Raw genomic sequence first — 21,492 nt, forward strand, 5'->3', positions numbered from 1 at the left:
ATTCGATACGTACGTGAAGACCCTCAGGGCCGCGCAGACGGCGCGACGTCACCCATCTGCGCAGGCATATGCACTGGGCGGGTTCACTACAGCCTATCGAAGGAAGGTTCTGTGGCGACATAGGGCGCACAGGAGGCGCACGATGCGTGTCGTATGCCCCCTGTGCATCCTGTCAGGGTTTTCCTGGGATTCCAGCGAGCTTTCAGGCGAGCCCGAGGCGCTCCGCGGCGGCGGCCGCGTCGACCGGCACGGTGACCGGCTGCGGGGCGCCGGCGACGGCCCAGTCGGGGTCCTTCAGACCGTTGCCGGTGACCGTGCACACGATGCGCTGCCCCGGGTCCACCTTGCCCTGCTCGGCGGCCTTCAGCAGACCGGCCACGGAGGCGGCGGAGGCGGGCTCCACGAAGACGCCCTCCTGTGCGGCCAACAACCGGTAGGCGCGCAGGATTTCACGGTCCGTCACCTCGTCGATGGCACCGCCCGACTCGTCGCGCGCGGCGAGGGCGAACTGCCAGGAGGCCGGGTTGCCGATGCGGATCGCGGTGGCGATGGTCGAGGGGTCCTTGACGACCTCGCCGCGCACGATCGGGGCGCTGCCGGAGGCCTGGAAGCCCCACATCCGGGGCGTCCTGGAGGCGATGCCGTCGGCGGCGTACTCCTTGTAGCCCTTCCAGTAGGCGGTGATGTTGCCCGCGTTGCCCACCGGCAGGACGTGGATGTCGGGGGCGTCGCCGAGCATGTCCACGATCTCGAAGGCGGCCGTCTTCTGCCCCTCGATACGCACCGGATTCACCGAATTGACCAGTGCCACCGGGTAGTTCTCGCTCAGCGCCCGCGCGAGCGTGAGGCAGTCGTCGAAGTTGCCGTCGACCTGGAGGATCTTCGCGCCGTGCACGAGGGCCTGGCCCATCTTGCCGAGCGCGATCTTCCCCTGCGGCACGAGAACGGCCGAAACCATCCCCGCGCGCACGCCGTATGCGGCGGCGGAGGCCGACGTGTTGCCGGTGGAGGCGCAGATGACCGCCTTGGCCCCCTCCTCCTTGGCCTTGGAGATGGCCATGGTCATGCCCCGGTCCTTGAAGGATCCGGTGGGGTTGGCCCCCTCCACCTTCAGGTGGACCTCACAGCCCGTGCGCTCGGAGAGCACCTGCGCGGGCACGAGGGGCGTGCCGCCCTCGCGGAGCGTCACGACCGGCGTGGTGTCGGAAACCGGCAGTCGGTCCCGGTACTCCTCGATGATTCCGCGCCACTGGTGGGTCATTGCTGGTTACTCTCCTTCAACCCGCATGATGCTGGCGACACCCCGCACGGTGTCGAGCTTGCGCAGCGCCTCGACGGTCCCGGTGAGGGAGGCGTCGGACGCGCGGTGGGTGACGACGACGAGGGAGGCCTCGCCGTCCTTGCCCTGCTGACGCACCGTATCGATCGACACCCCGTGCTCCGCGAACACGGTCGCGACCTGGGCGAGAACACCCGGTTTGTCCGCGACGTCGAGGCTGATGTGGTAGCGCGTGACCACCTCACCCATGGGCGAGACGGGCAGGGCCGCGTACGACGACTCACCGGGCCCCGTTGCGCCGTTGAGCCGGTTGCGGCACACGGCGACGAGGTCGCCGAGCACGGCGGAGGCGGTGGGAGCGCCGCCCGCGCCGGGGCCGTAGAACATGAGCTGCCCGGCCGCGTCGGACTCCACGAAGACGGCGTTGTACGCGCCGCGCACGGAGGCGAGCGGATGGGTCAGCGGAATCATCGCGGGGTGCACGCGCGCGGTGACGGACTCCCCGTCCGCCGCCCGCTCACAGATGGCGAGCAGCTTGATGGTGCAGCCCATCTCCTTCGCCGAGCGGAAGTCGGCGGCGGTGACCTCGGCCATGCCCTCGCGGTAGACGTCGTCGAGGCGCACGCGCGTGTGGAAGGCGATCCCGGCGAGGATGGCGGCCTTGGCGGCGGCGTCGAAGCCCTCGACGTCGGCGGTCGGGTCGGCCTCCGCGTACCCGAGGGCGGTGGCCTCGTCGAGCGCCTCCTGATAGCCGGCGCCCGTGGAGTCCATCTTGTCGAGGATGAAGTTGGTGGTGCCGTTGACGATGCCGAGCACCCGGTTGACCTTGTCGCCGGCGAGGGATTCGCGCAGCGGCCGGATCAGCGGGATGGCGCCGGCGACGGCGGCCTCGTAGTACAGGTCCCGGCCGTGCTCCTCGGCGGCGGCGTGCAGCGCGGCGCCGTCCTGGGCGAGGAGGGCCTTGTTGGCGGAGACGACGGAGGCCCCGTGCTCGAAGGCGGTGGTGATGAGGGACCGGGCGGGCTCGATCCCGCCGATCACCTCGACCACGACGTCGATGTCCCCGCGTTTGACGAGGGCGGTGGCGTCGGTGGTGACGAGGCTCGGGTCGATGCCCTCGCGCACCTTGGACGGACGCCGTACGGCGACCCCGGCCAGTTCCACGGGGGCGCCGATCCGCTGCGCGAGGTCGTCGGCGTGCGTCGTCATGATGCGCGTCACCTCTGAGCCGACCACTCCACAGCCCAGCAGCGCCACCTTCAGCGGACGCGTACGCATCATCCGACCTCGTTTCCTCTTACCGTCTACGGTTGGACCAGTCTCACTCACCGGACGGGAGTTTCTACCCTTCGTCCGGATCGTGAGACATCTATTTCATTTGTACGGGGGTGGCGGACCGCAGATCTTCCGCCCCCGGTGTTCCCGGCCGAATCAGCCGGACCAGCCGGATCAGCCGACATCGAGACGCAGGAGATCCTCCTCCGTCTCCCGCCGGACGATCACCCGGGCCTCGCCGTCCTTCACGGCGACGACCGGCGGCCGCAGCACATGGTTGTAGTTGCTGGCCATGGACCGGCAGTACGCGCCCGTGGCCGGTACGGCGACGAGATCACCCGGCGCCAGATCGGCGGGCAGGAACGCGTCCTTGACCACGATGTCCCCGCTCTCGCAGTGCTTGCCGACGACACGCGCGAGCATCGGCTCCGCGTCACTGGTGCGCGAGACGAGGGCGACGCTGTACTCGGCGTCGTAGAGCGCGGTCCGGATGTTGTCGGACATACCGCCGTCCACGGACACATACGTCCGCAGTCCCTCCAGCGGCTTGACCGTGCCGACCTCGTAGAGCGTGAAGGCGGTCGGACCGACGATGGCGCGGCCGGGCTCTACGGAGATCCGCGGTGTGCGCAGCCTGGCGGCCTCGCACTCCCGGCCGACGATCTCGGTCAGCGACTTGGCGATCTCGTGCGGCTCACGCGGATCGTCGTCGCTGGTGTACGCGATCCCGAGGCCGCCTCCGAGGTCGATCTCGGGCAGCTCGACCCCGTGCTCGTCCCGGACGTCCTTGAGCAGTCCGACGACCCGGTGCGCGGCGACCTCGAACCCCGACATGTCGAAGATCTGCGACCCGATGTGCGAGTGGATCCCGATCAGTTCGAGCCCGTCGAGCTGAAGGGCCCGCCGCACGGCCTCCGCGGCCTGCCCGCCGGCGAGCGGGATCCCGAACTTCTGGTCCTCGTGCGCGGTGGCGATGAACTCGTGCGTGTGCGCCTCGACCCCGACGGTGATCCGGATCTGGACCTTCTGCCGCTTGCCCAGGGACCGCGCGACATGGGCGACCCGCACGATCTCCTGGAAGGAGTCGAGCACGATCCGCCCGACGCCGGCCTCCACGGCCCGGGTGATCTCGTCCACCGACTTGTTGTTGCCGTGGAAGGCGATGCGCTCGGCGGGCATCCCCGCGGACAGGGCGGTGGCCAGCTCCCCGCCGGAACACACATCCAGATTGAGGCCCTCCTCGTGCAGCCAGCGCACGACGGCCCGGGACAGGAACGCCTTCCCGGCGTAGAAGACATCGGCGCCGGCCCCGAAGGCGGTGCGCCAGGCGCGCGCCCTGGACCGGAAGTCGTCCTCGTCGAGGACGTAGACCGGGGTGCCGTACTCCTCGGCGAGCCGGGTGGCGGTGATCCCGCCGACGGTGAGGACTCCGTCGGCGTCGCGGGCGACGGTCTGGGCCCAGACCTTCGGGTCGAGGGTGTTGAGGTCGGCGGGCGGCGCGGCGTAGTGCCCCTCGGGCAGGACGTCGGCGTGACGGGGCCCGGCGGGGTGCGCGGAACGGCTCATGACGGTGACTCTCAGTCTCTCTGTCTCTCTCCGCGGCGCCTCTGGCGAGGCTCCTCAGAGGTGTTCGGGTGCGTCGATGCCGAGCAGGGACAGGCCGCCGGCCAGCACCGTCCCGGCGGCTTCGGCGAGGGCGAGCCGGGCGCGGTGGGCGGCCGAGGGTTTCTCCTCACCGCACGGAAGCACGCGGGGCAGAAAAGGCAGTACGGCATCGGCGACGGTGACGAGATGCCGGGCAAGCCGGTCCGGGGCGCGGTGGGTGGCGGCCGCGGCGAGGATGCGGGGGTGGTCGGCGAGGGGGGTGAGGAGAGGATGCGCGACATCGCTCGTGTCGGTGTCGAGGGCGGCGATGTCCGGACGGCGGGCCTCGTCGCCCGCGCCGAGGCGGAGAGGGCCGGGCGCGGCGGTGAAGCCGAGGCGGGCGGCGTTGCGGCTGACGGACCGGATGCGGGCGTGGGCGTAGCGCACCCGGAACAGCGGATTGCTCTCCCGCTGCGCCAGGTGATCGGCGGTGATCCGGGGCCGGTCGTGCGCAGCGGGGTGGAGCAGGGCCCACTGGGCGGCGTCGGGCCCGAGCGGCGCGGGGTCCTCCGGCGCGGGCACGGGCCGCAGGTTCACGGGCTCGGCATGCTCGACGGTCCCTCGCGCCCCTTGCGTCGCGACGATCCGTACGACGGCGTCGGCGACCACCTCGGCCCGGACCTCGTACGGCACCCGCAGCGCGATGACCTGCCCGGCGAGGGCGTCACCGTGCCCGTACGCGGCACCGCGGTCCCGGATCTCCCGCACGAGCCCGCTGACGAGGCCGGCCGGCGCCTCGACGCTGATGTTCAGAAAGCCCGGCCCGGTGATGACGACGTCCCGGATGCCGTCGGCGCCGGCGAGCCGGGGAAGCAGGATCTCCGCGACCCGCAGCGGTGGCTGCCCGGCCGGCCGGGCGAGCTGCAGGGCGATGGTCGTGGCGTAGTCCCCGCACCCCCCGGGCCCCGGCTCGGTCACCACGACCCGCTCGGGCACGGTCACCTTCAGCTCACCGTCATCGACAGCACAACGCACCGCGTGCAACACGGTGCGGGAGAGCTCGACGGGGGTCACAGGACAAGCGTAGGGGAGGAAGGGTGTGGGTAGGCGAGGTGGTTCTCAGTGTGGGACGGGACGGGAGGTGCGCGGAGGAACGCGGTGCGCCGAGACACCGGAGGAGCTACGACCACGAACCGCTGCCGACCGATGACGGCCGACAACCGCCGCTGACCGCTGCTAGCCGCCGGAGGAGATCCGCCCCGGTACACCCTCGGAGACCCCGTCGCCATCACCGCTGCCACCGCCGCCGCCCCCTCGGTGGCCTCCCTCTCCCCCAAGCCCTTCCCCGCCCCCCTCGCCGCCCTCTCCCTCGTCACCGTTCCCGCGCTCGATCAGTTGCTTGACGAGCCGTACGAGTTCGGCGGGTTCGAAGGGCTTGGCGAGAAAGGCGTCCACGCCGACATCGAGGCCCGTGTCGACCTCGTACTGCGTACACGCGCTGACGATGGCGAGGGGAAGATGATGGGTACGAGGATCGGAGCGCAGCCGGGCGGCGGTGCGCAGGCCGTCCAGCCGGGGCATGACGACGTCGAGCGTCACGACATCGGGCCGGACCTGGTGCACCACGTCCAAGCACTCGGCACCATCGGCCGCGGTCACCACCTCGAGCCCTTCCAGCTCAAGATTGACCCTGATCAGCTGCCGAATGACCTTGTTGTCGTCGACAACAAGCACCCGGCCCGAGGCGCCTGACACATGTCGAGAGTAGGTCCGGACCGGCCACCGCGTCCGGGTTTTCCCCACTTCCACCCCGTACAGGGGAACTACCCCACCCTCGAAGCGGCCCCGTCCCGCCCCACCCCGCCCGCACCCCGGGAAACGGGTTCCTGATCACCCCGCCGGACCTGCTAATGTTCTACCCGTCGCCGCGAGCAAAGAGCTCCGCAGCCGACACGCCCCCGTAGCTCAGGGGATAGAGCAACGGCCTCCGGAGCCGTGTGCGCAGGTTCGAATCCTGCCGGGGGCACTCGCCGGTCAGAAACCCAAAACAGTGGTCTGACCAGGGCGGATGCCGACAGAAAAGGGCGGGAGTCAGTCTCACTGACTCCCGCCCTTTCTTGCTGTCTCTCACTGGTTGTGTGTGAGGAGCGCGTGAGCCACTCCACTCGGACGGTGCCGGTCACGCTGTCCACCTGGGGCTGTGGGGTGACCCGGGAGACGAGGGCGAAGACCGAGCCGGGGGTGCTGCGTATCCGGAGGGTGTCGGCTCTGCCGCCTTCCGGCGGGGTCCGGATGGCGCGCAGGTCCGGCAGGCCGGAGGAGCGAGCGTTCAAGCCGACCGCTTGCGGGATGTCGCCTTCTTCGCCGTTGTCTTCTTGGCCGCTGTCTTCTTGGCCGTTGTCTTCTTGGCCGTTGTCTTCTTCGCGGTCGTCTTCTTCGCGGTCGTCTTCTTCGGCGTCGTCTTCTCGGGCGTGGCGGCAGGCGTGGACGTGGACGCCGTCTTCTTCTTGCGTGGCAGTCGTCTGACCTCGGCCTCGCCGCCGGGCGGCGCCTCGCGGGAGGCACGGGCCGCCTTGACGCTGTTCTCCAGGGCCGCCATCAGGTCGAGCACCTTGCCCCCGGCGGCCGGCGCGGGCGCCTGCGGCGGTGCCTCGCCGGCGGCCTTCGCGGCGATGACCTCCTCCAGCGCCTCCCGGTACTCGTCGTGCAGATCGTCCAGGTCGACCTCGCCGAGGGTGTCCATCAGGGCGTCCGCGAGGTCGAGTTCCTTGTCCCGGACGGTGACCTCCGTGTCGGGGGCGACGCCCTCGGGAGCGCGGACCTCGTCCGGCCAGAGCAGGCCGTGCATGGCGATGGCGTCGCCCACCACCCGCAGCATGCCGAGGCGTTCGCGGCCGCGCAGCGCGTACTTCGCTATGGCGACCTTGTTGCTGCGCTTCAGAGCCTCGCGGAGCAGGACGTACGGCTTGGCGGCGGGCACGCCACCGGCGGCCAGGTAGTACGCCGCGTCCATCTGGAGCGGGTCGATGCGGTCGGCCGGGACGAAGGCCACGATCTCGATCGTGCGGGCCGTGGGGAGGGGCAGGTGGGACAGGTCCTCGTCGGTGATCGGGATGATCGTGCCGTCCGCGTCCTCGTACCCCTTGCCGATCTCCGACTGGCTGACCTCGCGGTCCTCCAGCTCGCACACCTTGCGGTAGCGGATGCGGCCGTTGTCCTCGGCGTGGATCTGGCGGAAGGAGATCGAGTGGCTCTCGGTCGCGTTCACCAGCTTGATCGGGATGCTGACGAGGCCGAAGGAGATGGCGCCGTTCCATATGGATCGCACGTGCCGCACCTTCCCTTACTCACCACTTACCAATTCCGCCGATTTCACCTGACTGTCTGGGATTGTCATCGTATGACGCCTATCACAGAGGTGGAGGGGCGGCGGGTCGCGCTCAGCAATCTGGAGAAGGTGCTGTATCCGGAGACCGGTTTCACCAAGGCGGAGCTGGTGCACTACTACGCGACCAGCGCCGGGGTGCTGCTGCCGCACCTGCGGGACAGGGCCGTGTCCTTCCTGCGCTATCCGGACGGCCCGCAGGGGCAGCGGTTCTTCACCAAGAACGTGCCGCCGGGTACCCCCGAGTGGGTCACGACCGCCGAGGTGCCGCGGTCGGAGGGGCCGGCCCGGATGGTCGTCGTACAGGATCTGCCGAGCCTGGTCTGGGCGGCGAACCTCGTCAGCGAGTTCCATACGCATCAGTGGCTGGTGCAGGCGCCGGAGGAGGCCGACCGGCTGGTCTTCGATCTCGATCCCGGTGCGCCCGCGACCGTCGTCCACTGCTGCGAGGTGGCGCTGTGGCTGCGGGAGCGGCTCGCGCGCGACGGCATCACGGCGTACCCGAAGACGGCCGGTTCCAAGGGGCTGCATCTGCTGGCGGCGGTGCGCGGGGGTTCACCCGAACGGGCGAGCGAGTACGCAAAGACGCTGGCCGTGGAGGCCGAGCGGGCGCTGCCGCGGCTGGTGGTGCACCGGATGACGAAGAGCCTCAGGCCGGGGAAGGTGTTCGTCGACTGGAGCCAGAACGCCGCGCGCAAGACCACGGCCACGCCGTACACGCTGCGGGCCCGCCCGGCCCCGCTGGTGTCGGCGCCGGTGACCTGGGAGGAGGTGGCGCAGTGCCGCAGTCCGGCCCAGCTGGAGTTCCTGGCCGCGGACATCGATCCGCGGGTTCGGCGGTACGGGGATCTGCTGGCCGGGCTGCTGGATCCGCAGGCGGCGGCGCCCCTGCCCTGACCCGCGGACACCCGTCCGGACCCGCACGGACCCACGGACCCACAGACCCACAGACCCACGCCGGCAGCCCGGACCTACACCCTCCCCCACAGGTTCCGGTCCCTCGCCATCGCGTGCAGCGCCTCCACGTCCGCCGGCTTCAGCACCCCGCCCAGCCGGGCCAGCACGGTCAGTTCCGTGTCCTTGAGGATCCGTACGGCGCGCGGCCGGGCGGTCACCGTCAGGTCGGCCGGGCCCGCCAGGGCGAGGACCGGGTGCACCTCCGCGGTCAGGGCGTAGGAGGCCCGGTCGGTGAGGGCCCGCAGCCGGCGGAGCAGGGGCTCGGGGGCGCGGCGGCCCACGGTGACCATGGGGTCGGCGACCAGGACGCGGCTCTTGCGGGCGTACAGGGCGTGGACGGCGAACAGGCCGCCGGGGCCGAGCAGCAGATGGTGGATGCGGTCGCCGCCGGGCAGGGGGACGGAGTGCAGGGTGTGGCAGCCGGCGCCCTCCAGGGTGTCCAGGGCCGCGCCGACGGTCTCCTCCGCGGTCAGGGCGCGGCGGCGCGGGTCGGGACGCAGCCGGTGGGCGGGGCCGGGGTCGCGGTCGAGGGCGACGAGCAGGGCTTCGCCGGGGCGGTTGGGTGCCAGGTCGTCGTCGGGGTGCAGGGTCAGCCGGGCGAGTTCGGCGGGGGTCGGGACCGGGGGCGGGCCCACGGTCACCGGGCCGGTCAGGAAGGGTTTCAGGGCGTGGAGTACGTCATCCCTGCTGTCCTCGCCGAGCAGGTTGACGCGGCCTGTCTCGCGGTCGTACCAGGCGACATTGCTTCCGTCGGGCCGGCAGACGTACAGCCGATCCCGGCCGTGCCGGCCCGCCGGCACCACCCGCAGTGCGCTCATGCGCCATCACCCCTCGACCATGGGACCAGGCGGGGTGCTCCCGCGGCAAGACCGGTTACGGTGCCGGGTAGCCTCTGCGCCGGTGTCACCCCGACAGATGGGAGGACGGACGCCAGGCCGGGTGCAAAAAGGACTTACATACGAAATTCTTCGTCTACGCATAAGGTGTACGGGGCCCCGACCGCCCCCGACGCTCCAGGAGTACCGTGCCAGCCCGCCGTACCGTGCGCACCGCCCTCGCCTCGGCCGTCGTCGCCCTGCTCGCGACGACCGCGGCGGCCTGCGGGGACGCCGGCGGGCTGCAGGGCGCGGGCGCGACCCCGACCGCCGTCAGCCCCGCCAGGCTCTGGCCCGATCTGCGCCCGGCGTCCAGCCCCGCCTACCCGTACGACGTGGCGCACAGGGAGATCGTCAAGGGGATCACGGTCCCCCGCGACGACATCCACGAGGTGGACCCGGTGGACGTGGTCGAGGCCGAGATCAAGGCGCATCCCGACGACTACGGCTCGAAGGGGGCGTATCACGCGACCGTGGACCGGATCAAGGACTGCCGGTCCGGTGGCGACGAGGTCCGCTGCCCGCTGCTGACGCCGTACTACCGGGATCTCACGGGTGACGGCCGGGACGATATGACGCTCGGCTTCCGGCTCTATCCGACCAATCAGACGGCCGTACGGGTCTACACGGTCGAGAAGCACAAACTGGTGCAGGTGCTGGCCGACAACGACGCGATCCTCGGCGTGGAGCTGGCCGGCCGGTCGCTGATCGAGCGCTCGCCGGCCGACATCTCCGGCTATGAGTACCGGACGACGTGGGTGTGGGATCCGGGGCAGCGCGCGATGGTGTTCTCCCGCGACGAGTATCTGCACACCGGTGCCGGCCGGCACTCGGCCAAGCCCTCGCCGAGCCCGTCCGCCACGCCCTCCGCTCCCCCCTCGGCGAGCGCGCGATGAGGGTCACGCTCCCGCGGTGGGCCGGGCCGCTCGCCGTGCGGGCGGCCACGTTCATCACGGTGATGTGCTGTGCGCTGGCCGCGCTGCTCGGCGTCCTGGTGCATGTCTCGGTGACGAACCAGACGGTCGGCCAGGCCCGTGATCTGGCGCTGTCCCGCCTCGCGGACGCCACCGAGGCGTACGAGGCCGGGGACACGCTGCTGCCGAGCGCGGGAGTGGACCTCACGGGGCTGCCCGCGCCGCTGCGGGCGCTGGCGGCGGCCGGTGAGCGCGGCACGATGGTCTCCTCGTACCAGGGGCGGCCGACGATGTGGGCGGCGGGGCCCGCGGCCGGGCACCGGGCGCTGGCCGTGGCGGTCGACTACTCGCAGCAGGCCCGCACCATCGCCGGACTCGACAAATCGATCCTGTGGTCCTCCGGGCTCGCGATCGGGGCGACCGTGCTGGTCGGTGTGTTCGGGGTGACCCGGGTGACCCGCCGGCTGCACACCACGGCGCGGGTGGCCCGGCGGATCAGCGGCGGTGACCTGGACGCACGCGTCGACGACCCCCGTACGAAGGACGCGTCCCGGCCGCAGGACGAGGTGGCCGCGGTGGCGGCGGCCCTGGACATCATGGCGTCGACCCTGCAGAGCAAGCTGCTCAGCGAGCAGCGGTTCACCGCGGACGTGGCGCACGAGCTGCGCACGCCGCTGACCGGGCTGCACGCGGCGGCGGAGTTGCTGCCGCCGGGCCGGCCCACGGAGCTCGTGCGGGACCGGGTGGCGGCGCTGCGCACCCTCACCGAGGATCTGCTGGAGATCTCCCGGCTGGACACCGGCCGGGAGAAGCTGGAGGTGGACACCGAGGAGCTGGGGGCGCTGGCCCGGCGGGTGGTGCGGGCCTCGGGCACCGACACGGAGGTACGCGTGCTCTCCGACACGCGGGTGGAGACCGACCGGCGCCGGCTGGAGCGGGTGCTGGGGAATCTGGTGGCCAACGCGCACAAGCACGGGGGCCCTCCGGTGGTGCTGACGGTCAACGGCGCCGTGGTGACCGTACGGGATCACGGCGGCGGCTATCCGCAGTATCTGGTGGCCCATGGGCCGCAGCGGTTCCGGACGGAGGGCGGGGCGACCGGGCACGGCCTTGGGCTGACCATCGCGCTCGGGCAGGCGGAGGTGCTGGGGGCCAGGCTGTTCTTCGCCAACGCGATCGACGGCGGGGCCGTGGCCACGCTGGTCCTGCCGGTGGTGGAGCGGCGGTAGCGCCCGGGGGCCGTGGGCCGTCCCGGTCGGCCCGGCGCGCTGCACCGGCAGTCTCGGGCCCGCGCCACGCTGGTGCCGGGCCCCGCGCACAAGGCGCCCTATTTGGGTAGGTTCCGGGCATGACCAAGGCCGGAACCACCGTGGCGGCGGCGCAGGCCCGTGCTCCCGCCGGTCGCCTGCCCCGGCGCCGTGGCATGGAACTCGCCCTGATCGTGCTGGCCGTGCTGCTGTCCGTGTACGGGTACTGCGCGGTGGGTCTGGCCCGCACCGGCACCGTCCCGCCCGGCGCCGCGGGCTACGGCGCCGGACTCGGCGTGCTCGCGCTGTGCGCGCATATCGCGGTGCGCATCCGGGCGCCGTACGCCGACCCGCTGTTCCTGCCGATCGCCGTGCTGCTCAACGGGCTCGGGCTGGTGCTGATCTACCGGCTGGACCTGGAGACCCCGAACGACCAGGCGGCCCCGGCCCAGCTCGTGTGGTCCACGCTCGGGGTCGGGCTGTTCATCGCCGTGGTGCTGGTGCTGCGCGACCACCGGGTCCTGCAGCGGTACTCCTATGTGTGGGTGACCTCCGCGCTCGGACTGCTCGCGCTGCCGATCCTGTTCCCGGCGGTCAACGGCGCCCGTATCTGGCTGCGGCTCGCCGGATTCTCCATCCAGCCGGGCGAGTTCGCGAAGGTGCTGCTCGCGGTGTTCTTCGCCGCCTATCTGGCCGCCAACCGCAACGCGCTCGCGTACACGGGCCGCAGGCTGTGGTTCCTGCAGTTCCCGACCGGGCGGGTGCTGGGCCCGATCGTGACCATCTGGCTGCTGAGCGTCGGGGTGCTGGTCCTGGAGCGGGACCTGGGCACCTCGCTGCTGTTCTTCGGGCTGTTCGTGGTGCTGCTGTACGTCGCCACCGGGCGCACCGGCTGGATCGCGGTGGGGCTGGTGCTCGCCGTGCTCGGCGCGGTGGCCGTGGGACGGCTGGAGCCGCATGTGAACCAGCGGATCCAGGACTGGCTGCGTCCCTTCGCCACCATCGACGCGGGCCGGGGCCCCAACCAGCTCTCGCAGTCACTGTTCGCGTTCGCGGCGGGCGGCGTGCTCGGCACCGGGCTCGGGCTCGGGCACTCCATCCTCATCGGCTTCGCCGCCAAGTCGGACTTCATCCTGGCCACGGCGGGCGAGGAACTCGGGCTCGCGGGGCTGGCGGCGATCTTCCTGCTGTACGCGCTGCTGGTCGAGCGCGGCTACCGGACCGGGCGCGCCCTGCGCGAGCCCTTCGGCCGGCTGCTCGCGGTCGGGCTCGCCTCGCTCCTGGCCCTGCAGGTGTTCGTGATCGCGGGCGGGGTCACCGGGCTGATCCCGCTGACCGGCATGGCGATGCCGTTCCTCGCCCAGGGCGGCTCCTCGGTGGTCACCAACTGGGCGATCGTGGCGCTGCTGATCCGGGTGAGCGACTCGGCGCGCAGCCGGTACGACGGGACGGAGGCACCGTGAGCGACTACGGCGGCGGGCGGCCGATGGCCCGCTACATCCGGCACGCCTCGGCGTTCTGCGCGCTGCTGCTGGCGGCGCTGCTGGTCAACGCGGCCCGCGTGCAGGTGGTGCGGTCCGGGGTCTACGACGGCAATCCGGCCAACCGGCGCGCCGCGATCGCCCGGTACGGCCAGCCGCGCGGCGACATCCTGGTCGGCGACGAGCCGGTCACCGGTTCCGTGGACACCGGCGAGCAGCTGCGCTACGAACGCGGCTACAAGGACGGCCCGTTGTACGCCCCGGTCACCGGCTTCGCCTCGCAGTCGTACGGCACGACGTTCCTGGAGCACGCCGGGGACGGGGTGCTCTCCGGCACGGATCCGATGCTGTCGCCGCTGCCGCTGTGGAGCGGTGTGACGCGCGCGCCCGGCCGGGTCGGAAACGTCGTCACGACGCTGAACCGGAACGCGCAGCAGGCGGCGTACCAGGGGCTGGCCGGGCGCAAGGGCGCGGTGGCCGCGATCGAGCCGGCGACCGGCCGGATCCTGGCGCTGGTGTCGAGTCCCTCGTACGACCCCGGGCAGCTGTCCGGCAACGGCGAGGCGGCGGCCTCGGCGTGGGCGCGGCTCAACCACGACCCGGAGAAGCCGATGCTCAACCGGGCGGTACGGCAGACCTATCCGCCGGGGTCGACGTTCAAGGTGGTCACCGCGGCGGCGGCGCTCGACGCGGGTGTGGTCACCGACCTGGACGCGCAGACCGACTCCCCCGACCCCTATCGGCTGCCCGGCACCACGACCTGGCTGACCAACGAGGGCGACAGCTGCGAGGACGCCTCGCTGCGGTCGGCGTTCGAGTGGTCCTGCAACACGGTGTTCGCCAAGCTCGGCGTGGACGTCGGGGCGAAGGACATGGCGGCCACGGCGACCGCCTTCGGGTTCGACGACGCCCGGCTGCGCATCCCCTTCGCGGTCGCGCCCAGCACCTTCGACACCCATGTGGACCGGGCGCAGCTGGCGCTGTCGTCGATCGGGCAGTACAACACGCGGGCCACGCCGCTGCAGATGGCGATGGTGGCGGCGGCCGTCGCGGACGGCGGGCAGCTGCGCACCCCGTACCTGGTGGAGCGGACGAGCCGGCCGGGCGGTGAGACGCTCGCCGGGAGCGGGGCGCATCCGCTGCGGCAGGTGATGGCCCCCTCGACGGCGGTACGGCTGAAGGAGCTGATGACGGGCGTGGTCCAGGAGGGCACCGGCAGGCGCGCGGCCATCCCCGGCGCGCTGGTCGGCGGCAAGACCGGCACCGCGCAGCACGGGGTCGGCAACTCCGGTGTGCCGTACGCCTGGTTCGTCTCCTGGGCGCAGGGCGACGACTCGCCGCAGCCCGAGGTGGCGGTCGCGGTGGTGGTGGAGGACGCCTCGGCGAACCGGGGCGAGATCAGCGGCGGCGGGGACGCGGCGCCGATCGCGCGGGGCGTGATGCGGGCGGTTCTCGGCAGATGAGACGGGGGGTACCGGCACCCGGCGGGCCGACCTACCGTTCGGTCATGACGGATACGGCAGCGGCGTACGAACTCGCCGAAGTGAACATCGCCCGCCTCAAGTTCCCTCTGGAATCACCCGAGTTGAAGGACTTCGTCGACGGGCTCGACCCGGTCAACGCGGTCGCGGACGCCTCCGACGGCTTCGTCTGGCGGCTCAAGAGCGACACCGGGAACGCCACCGACATCCCCGTACTCGGTGACGAGTGGCTCATCATCAACATGTCGACCTGGCGGGATCTGCCCGCACTCACGGCCTTCATGTACCAGGGCCTGCACCGGGAGTTGCTGGCCCGACGCAGGGACTGGTTCGAGAAGCTCGACGAGGCGGTGACCGCGCTGTGGTGGGTGCCGGCCGGCCACCGCCCGACGGTGGCCGAGGCGGAGGACCGGCTGCTGCGTCTGCGGGCGCACGGCGCGACGCCGTACGCCTTCACGCTGCGGACGTCGTTCCCGGCGCCGGGAACGCCCGAGGAGGCGGGTGCGGTCAGCCGATCGGCTTGACCGCCTCGGACCTGACCTGGAGGGTCTGCTTCGCGAGCGCCTCCAGGTCGATGTCCGAGGGGCTCTTCGAGGCGAGCGGGGTGTCCACGGTGGCGACCGTGGCGCCCGTGTTGCCGTCGGCCCAGGCGCACATGGGCACCGTGATCTTCGTGCCCATCTGCGCCTGGACGACCACCTCGCACGTGATGGTCACACCGCTCAGGTCGAAGTCCTTCGCGGGGACGGCGACCGTGGCGTTCGCGCCCTCGGCGGCACCCTTCATCATGTTCTTGCGGGACGCGTCGGCGTTCTTGAACCGGCCGTACATGCCCGAGATCACCAGAGTGCCCTTGGTCGCGTCGCCGCCGACGTCATAGGAACCGACCACACCGTGGAGGTCCTTGGCGTCCCAGGCCCCGTCGGCCTCGTTCTCGATCTTCTTGCCCTCGGTGTCGGAGAGGTCCTGGGCGAGCTGGTACTTCCCGTCCAGGAGGGTCCTCGGCAGGGTGAGCTTGTTCTTCGCCTCGGGGAAGCCGCCCCCGACCGCCATCCCGATCACGGCCAGCACCACGACGACCGCCACGACGGCGCCGGCCACGATCCCGATGATCAGCCCGACCCGCCGCTTCCTGGGGAGCGGGGCCAGGGGCGGCGCACCCCAGGGGTTCGGCTGCTGGCCGTACGGCTGGGGCGGGTAGGGCTGCCCCGACGGGTACGGCTGCGGAGCGTACGGGGATCCGTAGGGGCCGGGGGCGGGCTGCGGGGGCTGCTGGCCGTACGGGTACGGCGGCTGCTGCTGGGGACCGTTCGGATACGGCTGCTGCGGTGGCGGAGGCATGGACACGACCGGAATCTACTGCACTCCGGTGAACGGCCCGCCCACCGTCTCAGCTCTCCGCCGCCCCCGACTCGATCGTCTCGCGCACCTCCGCGATCCGGTCCCGCTCCTCGGCGGCGAAGCGCCGTGCGTCCAACTGCTCGGCCAGTTCCTCGTCCTGGGTCATGAGCAGGTCCAGATTGGCGTCGCCCAGCTCGAACACCCCCATGTCCGCATAGGCCTGCTGGAGCCGCTTGCCCCACAGCCCGATGTCCTTCACACAGGGCACGATCCGGCTGAACAGCAGTTTGCGGAACAGCTGGAGAAACTCCGAGCGCTCGCTGAACACCTCCGCCTCGGCCCTGGGTATGCCGAAGTTCTCCAGCACCTCGACACCGCGCAGCCGGTCGCGCATCAGATAGCAGCCCTCGATGACGAACTCCTCGCGCTCACGCAGTTCGGCGTCGGTGAGCTGCTTGTAGTAGTCGCGCAGCGCCAGCCGGCCGAAGGCCACGTGCCGGGCCTCGTCCTGCATGACGTAGGTGAGGATCTGCTGGGGCAGCGGCTTGTCCGTGGTGTCCCGGATCATCCCGAAGGCGGCCAGCGCCAGCCCCTCGATGAGGACCTGCATGCCCAGGTAGGGCATGTCCCAGCGGGTGTCGCGCAGGGTGTCGCCGAGCAGCGACTGCAGATTGTCGTTGACCGGATAGACGAGCCCGATCTTCTCGTGCAGGAACCGGCCGTAGATCTCGGCGTGCCGGGCCTCGTCCATCGTCTGGGTCGCGGAGTAGAACTTGGCGTCCAGGTCGGGCACCGACTCCACGATCCGCGCCGCGCAGATCATGGCGCCCTGCTCACCGTGCAGGAACTGGCTGAACTGCCAGGAGGCGTAGTGCAGACGCAGTTCCCCCTTGTCCTTGTCGGTGAGCTTGTCCCAGTACCGGGTGCCGTAGAGGGTCATCGACTCGTCGGGCGTGCCGAGCGCGTCGTGCGGGTCGACCTCCAGGTCCCAGTCGATGCGCTGCTGCCCGTCCCACTGTTTGTCCTTGCCCTTCTGGTACAGGGCGAGCAGCCGGTCGCGGCCGTCGTCGTACTCCCAGCTGAACCGGGCCGCGCCGGTCGCGGGAACCTGCCAGGGGGACGCTCCCGGCTCATTGGCGTACAGGTCATGGGTCGGCATACCACGCAGGCTCACACGTAGACGCGCGGTCAACAAGTCATGTGCAAGGGATTGACGACCTTGCTGACAGGCAGTCTCATAAGGGGGAACGATATACCCCCGGGTAACGAGGTGAGGGAGCCATGACGAGCCTGACGGAAGCGGACGCGCTCGACGGACTGCGCGACGCGCTCGGCCTGCTCAAGGACCGGGAACAGGTGGCGCAGCGGCTGCTCGCCTCCTCCGCCAAGCACTCCTTCGACCCCGACAGGGAACTGGACTGGGACGCGCCCTTCGAGGAGGGCAAGTGGTTCTGGCCGCCGGAGCTGGTCTCGCTCTACGGCACGCCGCTGTGGAAGCGGATGAGCGAGGAGCAGCGCATCCGGCTGTCCCAGCACGAGGCGGCGGCGCTGGCCTCGCTCGGCATCTGGTTCGAGCTGATCCTGATGCAGCTGCTGGTCCGGCACATCTACGACAAGGCGGCGACCAGCGCGCACGTCCGCTACGCGCTCACCGAGATCGAGGACGAGTGCCGGCACTCCAAGATGTTCGCCCGGCTGATCTCGCACGGCGGCACACCCTGGTACCCGGTCAGCAGGACCCACCAGAACCTCGGCCGCGTGTTCAAGACGATCTCCACCACACCCGGCTCCTTCACCGCCACCCTGCTCGGCGAGGAGGTCCTGGACTGGATGCAGCGGCTGACGTTCCCGGACGAGCGGGTCCAGCCGCTGATCCGTGGCGTCACGCGCATCCACGTGGTCGAGGAGGCCCGCCATGTCCGCTACGCCCGCGAGGAACTGCGCCGCCAGATGCTGACGGCCCCGAGGTGGTCCCAGGAGTTCACCCGGGTCACCTCGGGCGAGTTCGCCCGGGTCTTCTCGATCGCGTTCGTGAATCCCGACGTCTACACGAACGTCGGCCTCGACCAGCGGGAGGCCCTGGCCCAGGTGAAGGCGAGCGCCCACCGCCGGGAGGTCATGCAGACGGGTGCGAAGCGCCTGACGGACTTCCTGGACGACATCGGTGTGCTGCGGGGCGTCGGAAGGCGGCTGTGGAGGTCATCGGGCCTGCTGGCCTGAGCCACGCGGCGGGGCGCGACAAGCCACAACGGGCCGAAAGCCGCCCGCCCTCCTGGCGGTGGACGGCGGCTAGGCTTCCGCATATGACCCCGTCCGCCACCCCTGCCTACCGTCGACTGAGCGTCGAGGAGCGGCGCAGCCAGCTGCTCGACGCCGCGCTCACTCTCTTCGCGCACCGTGCCCCCGAGGACGTGTCGCTGGACGATGTGGCGGAGGCGGCCGGGGTTTCGCGCCCCCTGGTGTACCGGTACTTCCCGGGCGGCAAGCAGCAGCTGTACGAGGCCGCGCTGCGCTCCGCCGCCGAGGAGCTCCGGCACTGCTTCGACGAGCCCCTCCAGGGCCCCCTGCTGCCCCGGCTGTCCCGCGCCCTGGACCGCTATCTGGGCTTCGTCGACGAGCACGACACCGGCTTCAGCGCCCTGCTGCAGGGCGGCAGCGTGGTGGAGACCTCGCGTACGACGGCCATAGTGGACGGGGTCCGCCGGGCCGCCGCCGAGCACATCTACCGCCACCTCGGCGTCAGCGGCCCCGGCCCACGGCTGCGGATGACCGTGCGGACCTGGATCACGGCCGTCGAGGCGGCCTCCCTGATCTGGCTGGACGAGGACAAACAGCCCCCGGTGGAGGAACTGCGCGACTGGCTGGTCGAGCAGTTCGTGGCCGTCCTCACCGTCACCGCGTCCCGGGACCCGCAGACGGCCGCCGTCGTCGGCGCGCTCGCCGGGGATGGCCGAGACTGAAGCGGTGAAGAGTCAGGACACCCCCTTCGAGGGCGGACCCATGGACGGGCGGGTGCTGCCGGTCATGGTCGGGGCCACCGGGCATCCGCCGAAGACGTACCGCATCCCCGTGCCGGACCCGGAGGGCGGGCCGCCCACCGTGCTCGTCTACCGGCGGGTGCCGCGCGGGCACAGCAGGCGGCTGGGTCTGATCCAGGGGTGGAAGTACGCGTACGACCCGGACGACACCTCCGGCGGGCGGCTCAGATGGCCCTGGTCGAAGCCGGCCGCCCCACCCTCCGCCCAGCGATCCGGCAAGCCGGACGAGGCGAACGGGTGACAGACGTACGCCAGGCGCGCGTTCCGCACGGATTACATCTGATTATCGCGGTGCCATAGGAGGCGAACAGCCCGCTCTCCTTCCCGCACCGAGGTGATGACGTGTCAGGAATGCTTCCGCGCCTGGCCTGTACGGCCGCGCTGGCGGCCCAGGCCGTCCTCGCGCCCGCACCGGCCGTGGCCGCACCGGACCCGCAGCGGCCCGTGCCCCAGCTGCTGACGGACCTTCAGCGGCTGTACCGGCAGACCGAACAGGCCACCGAGACGTACAACGCCACCGCGGAGAAGCTGAAGCGGCAGCGCGCCGAGGTGGACCGGCTCGACGGCGAACTGGCGCGGGCCCGCGTCGCCCTGCAGGACAGCCGGGCCGACGCCGGCCGGCTGGTCCGGCGGCAGTACCAGAGCAGCGCCGGCGACAGCCTCGGCCCGTACGTCCGGGTGCTGCTCGCCCCCGACCCGCAGCACGCGCTGGACGAGAGCCATGTCATCGGCGAGCTGGCGCGCGAGCAGGCCCGGACGGTGCACCGGCTGACCGCGGCGGAGCAGCAGAAGGACGCCCTGACCCGGGCCGCCCGCACGGCGCTGGACACCCAGCTCGGCCTCGCCGGCCGGCAGAAGAAGCAGCGCGACGACGTCCGGACCAGGCTGGCCGGCGTGGAACGCCTGCTGGCCTCCCTCACCCCGGCCCAGGTCGCCGCGATCGCCGCCCTGGAACAGCAGGGCGTCACCGCGGCCCAGCAGCGGCTCACCACCTCCGGCGCCCTGCCCACGGACCGCCCCGCCTCCCCCGAGGGCGACCGTGCGGTCCGCTACGCCATGGGCCAGCTCGGCAAGCCCTACGCGTGGGGCGCGCAGGGCCCCGAGGCGTACGACTGCTCGGGCCTCACCTCACAGGCCTGGAGCCACGCGGGCGCCGCCATCCCCCGCACCAGCCAGGAGCAGTGGCGGCAGCTGAGACGGATCCCGCTCGCCGAGCTGCGCCCCGGTGACCTGGTCATCTACTTCCCCGAGGCCACCCATGTGGCGATGTATGTGGGCGACGGCAAGGTCGTACAGGCGCCGAGGACGGGCGAGACGGTGCAGGTCTCCCCGCTGGCGTCCAATCCGGTGCTCGGTGCCGTACGTCCGGATCAGGCCCCGGAGACCGAGGCCAGATAGGCCCCGGTCTTCTCGGGGTCGTAGAAGAAGTTCTCGAAGTCGGCCGGGTCGTCGAAGCCGTTGGCGAAGCGGTCGGCGACCGGCTGGAGCGTGCCCGCCGCGCCGATCAGGTTCAGGATGTGCTCCGGCGGGGGCGCCAGCATCGCGTTCGTCCACTTGGTGACGTGCTGGGCGGTCTCCCAGTAGCGGTCGAAGGTCTGCCGCATCCAGGTCTCGTCGAACTCCTTCTCCCCGTGTTCGAGGATGGCGGCGAGGTAGGAAGCGGCGCACTTGGCGGCCGAGTTGGAGCCCTGGCCGGTGATCGGGTCGTTCGCGACGACGACGTCCGCGACGCCGAGGACCAGGCCGCCGCCGGGCAGGCGCCCGATCGGGTTGCGGACGGTCGGGGCGTAGCGGCCGGACAGGGTGCCGCCCGCGTCGGTCAGTTCGACCTTCGTGGCCCGCGCGTACTCCCAGGGCGTGAACCGCTCCATGAGTTCCAGGGTCAGGGAGAGGTGCTCCGCCGGGTCCTTGACGCCCTTGAAGACGTCCAGCGGGCCGCCGGGTATGCCCTCCCAGAACAGGATGTCGGCGCGGCCGGAGGTGGTGAACGTCGGCATGACGAACAGCTCGCCGACGCCGGGGACCAGGTTGCAGCGGACCGCGTCGAACTCGGGGTGTTCCGGGCGCGGGCCGAGGCCGTGCACATAGGCCACGGCGAGGGCGCGCTGCGGCTCGGCGTAGGGGGACCGGGCGGCGTCCCGGCCGAACATCTGGACCAGCTCGCCCTTGCCCGCCGAGACCAGCACCAGGTCGTAGGCGCGGGAGAAGTAGTCGAGGTCGCCGACCGCCGCGCCGTGGATGACCAGCTGGCCGCCGCGCTGGGCGAAGGTCTCCATCCAGCCGGCCATCTTCACCCGCTGGTCGACCGACTGCGCGTACCCGTCGAGCCTGCCCACCCAGTCGATCGCGCGGGCCGCGGGGCCCTCGCCCCAGGAGCCGGGGGCGGCGACCGAGGCGCCGAGTCCTTCGATCTTCGGGGCCTGGGACTCCCAGAAGTTCAGCTGGAGATCGCGCTCGTGCCGCAGTGCCGTGTGGAACATGCACTGCGTCGACATGACACGGCCGGTGCGGATCTCGTCCGCGGTCCGGTTCGACATCAGGGTGACCTCGTAGCCGTGCGACTGGAGGCCGAGGGCGAGCTGGAGGCCGGACTGGCCGGCGCCTACGACGAGTATCTTCCGCATGCGGGTGGTGC

20 protein-coding genes and 1 tRNA gene are annotated in these 21,492 nt (G+C 71.4%); 11 read left to right on the forward strand and 10 right to left on the reverse strand.

The window, feature by feature from the left end; translation table 11 throughout:
- Positions 1–202 precede the first annotated feature (202 nt).
- The 5 genes from thrC to IE277_RS31485 form a co-directional block, all read right to left on the reverse strand.
- Complete coding sequence (thrC, locus tag IE277_RS31465) at positions 203–1,261, reverse strand: threonine synthase (protein ID WP_189957103.1); 1,059 nt, start codon at positions 1,259–1,261, stop codon at positions 203–205.
- 6 nt (positions 1,262–1,267) lie between these two features.
- Positions 1,268–2,560 (reverse strand): homoserine dehydrogenase, encoded by a 1,293-nt coding sequence (locus IE277_RS31470; protein ID WP_189957104.1) that lies wholly within the window; start codon positions 2,558–2,560, stop codon positions 1,268–1,270.
- 168 nt (positions 2,561–2,728) lie between these two features.
- On the reverse strand, positions 2,729–4,120 hold the full coding sequence (lysA, locus tag IE277_RS31475; protein WP_189957105.1) for a diaminopimelate decarboxylase: 1,392 nt from the start codon (positions 4,118–4,120) through the stop codon (positions 2,729–2,731).
- A 54-nt stretch (positions 4,121–4,174) separates the two neighbouring features.
- Complete coding sequence (nrtL, locus tag IE277_RS31480; RefSeq protein WP_189957106.1) at positions 4,175–5,212, reverse strand: ArgS-related anticodon-binding protein NrtL; 1,038 nt, start codon at positions 5,210–5,212, stop codon at positions 4,175–4,177.
- A gap of 162 nt (positions 5,213–5,374) precedes the next feature.
- On the reverse strand, positions 5,375–5,941 hold the full coding sequence (locus IE277_RS31485; protein ID WP_189957138.1) for a response regulator: 567 nt from the start codon (positions 5,939–5,941) through the stop codon (positions 5,375–5,377).
- A gap of 151 nt (positions 5,942–6,092) precedes the next feature.
- Between IE277_RS31485 and IE277_RS31490 the strand changes: the two genes are divergently transcribed.
- Positions 6,093–6,164, forward strand: a tRNA-Arg gene (locus IE277_RS31490).
- Positions 6,165–6,467: 303 nt separating this feature from the next.
- Here the strand turns inward: IE277_RS31490 and ku are convergent.
- On the reverse strand, positions 6,468–7,466 hold the full coding sequence (gene ku / locus IE277_RS31495; RefSeq protein WP_444544849.1) for a non-homologous end joining protein Ku: 999 nt from the start codon (positions 7,464–7,466) through the stop codon (positions 6,468–6,470).
- A 72-nt stretch (positions 7,467–7,538) separates the two neighbouring features.
- On the opposite strand from ku, the gene ligD reads away from it, so the two are divergent.
- Positions 7,539–8,420, forward strand: coding sequence for a non-homologous end-joining DNA ligase (gene ligD / locus IE277_RS31500; protein ID WP_189957108.1), 882 nt, complete (start codon positions 7,539–7,541; stop codon positions 8,418–8,420).
- A gap of 74 nt (positions 8,421–8,494) precedes the next feature.
- Here ligD and IE277_RS31505 read toward each other — a convergent pair whose 3' ends face one another.
- Positions 8,495–9,298 carry an NERD domain-containing protein gene (locus IE277_RS31505; protein WP_189957109.1) on the reverse strand — a complete coding sequence of 268 codons (804 nt, stop codon included), beginning with the start codon at positions 9,296–9,298 and terminating at the stop codon, positions 8,495–8,497.
- Positions 9,299–9,504: 206 nt separating this feature from the next.
- Here IE277_RS31505 and IE277_RS31510 point away from each other — a divergent pair, with 206 nt between their 5' ends.
- The 5 genes from IE277_RS31510 to IE277_RS31530 all read left to right on the forward strand — a co-directional run bounded on the left by IE277_RS31510 (position 9,505) and on the right by IE277_RS31530 (position 15,002).
- Positions 9,505–10,251, forward strand: a complete 747-nt coding sequence (locus IE277_RS31510; RefSeq protein ID WP_189957110.1) for a hypothetical protein — start codon at positions 9,505–9,507, stop codon at positions 10,249–10,251.
- The gene (locus IE277_RS31515) at positions 10,248–11,498 is read left to right on the forward strand and encodes an ATP-binding protein (protein ID WP_189957111.1); all 1,251 of its coding nucleotides are present in this window, start codon (positions 10,248–10,250) and stop codon (positions 11,496–11,498) included. Before IE277_RS31510 ends, IE277_RS31515 begins: the two co-directional genes overlap by 4 nt.
- 119 nt (positions 11,499–11,617) lie before the next feature.
- Positions 11,618–12,979, forward strand: a complete 1,362-nt coding sequence (locus IE277_RS31520; protein WP_189957112.1) for an FtsW/RodA/SpoVE family cell cycle protein — start codon at positions 11,618–11,620, stop codon at positions 12,977–12,979.
- A 23-nt stretch (positions 12,980–13,002) separates the two neighbouring features.
- Positions 13,003–14,460, forward strand: coding sequence for a penicillin-binding transpeptidase domain-containing protein (locus IE277_RS31525; RefSeq protein WP_189957139.1), 1,458 nt, complete (start codon positions 13,003–13,005; stop codon positions 14,458–14,460).
- A gap of 44 nt (positions 14,461–14,504) precedes the next feature.
- The gene (locus IE277_RS31530; protein ID WP_189957113.1) at positions 14,505–15,002 is read left to right on the forward strand and encodes a DUF3291 domain-containing protein; all 498 of its coding nucleotides are present in this window, start codon (positions 14,505–14,507) and stop codon (positions 15,000–15,002) included.
- On the opposite strand, the gene IE277_RS31535 is transcribed toward IE277_RS31530, so the two are convergent.
- Positions 14,986–15,819 (reverse strand): hypothetical protein, encoded by an 834-nt coding sequence (locus tag IE277_RS31535; protein ID WP_308433438.1) that lies wholly within the window; start codon positions 15,817–15,819, stop codon positions 14,986–14,988. The two genes, IE277_RS31530 and IE277_RS31535, sit on opposite strands and share 17 nt — an antisense overlap.
- Positions 15,820–15,868: 49 nt before the next feature.
- Entirely contained in the window at positions 15,869–16,978 is a 1,110-nt protein-coding gene (locus IE277_RS31540) for a ferritin-like domain-containing protein (RefSeq protein WP_189957115.1), read from the reverse strand.
- Between the two features lie 122 nt (positions 16,979–17,100).
- Here IE277_RS31540 and IE277_RS31545 point away from each other — a divergent pair, with 122 nt between their 5' ends.
- From IE277_RS31545 to IE277_RS31560, 4 genes are all read left to right on the forward strand, one after another.
- On the forward strand, positions 17,101–18,039 hold the full coding sequence (locus IE277_RS31545; RefSeq protein WP_189957116.1) for an AurF N-oxygenase family protein: 939 nt from the start codon (positions 17,101–17,103) through the stop codon (positions 18,037–18,039).
- A gap of 83 nt (positions 18,040–18,122) precedes the next feature.
- Positions 18,123–18,779: a TetR/AcrR family transcriptional regulator gene (locus IE277_RS31550; RefSeq protein ID WP_189957117.1), complete on the forward strand. Its 657-nt coding sequence runs from the start codon at positions 18,123–18,125 to the stop codon at positions 18,777–18,779.
- A gap of 4 nt (positions 18,780–18,783) precedes the next feature.
- The gene (locus tag IE277_RS31555; protein WP_189957118.1) at positions 18,784–19,098 is read left to right on the forward strand and encodes a DUF8847 domain-containing protein; all 315 of its coding nucleotides are present in this window, start codon (positions 18,784–18,786) and stop codon (positions 19,096–19,098) included.
- Between the two features lie 101 nt (positions 19,099–19,199).
- Positions 19,200–20,255, forward strand: a complete 1,056-nt coding sequence (locus IE277_RS31560) for a C40 family peptidase (protein ID WP_189957119.1) — start codon at positions 19,200–19,202, stop codon at positions 20,253–20,255.
- On the opposite strand, the gene IE277_RS31565 is transcribed toward IE277_RS31560, so the two are convergent.
- Positions 20,228–21,481 (reverse strand): styrene monooxygenase/indole monooxygenase family protein, encoded by a 1,254-nt coding sequence (locus IE277_RS31565; RefSeq protein WP_189957120.1) that lies wholly within the window; start codon positions 21,479–21,481, stop codon positions 20,228–20,230. The genes IE277_RS31560 and IE277_RS31565 overlap by 28 nt on opposite strands.
- Between the last annotated feature and the right edge of the window lie 11 nt (positions 21,482–21,492).

The sequence above is a fragment of the Streptomyces alanosinicus genome, assembly GCF_014650595.1.
Lineage (GTDB): Bacteria > Actinomycetota > Actinomycetes > Streptomycetales > Streptomycetaceae > Streptomyces > Streptomyces alanosinicus.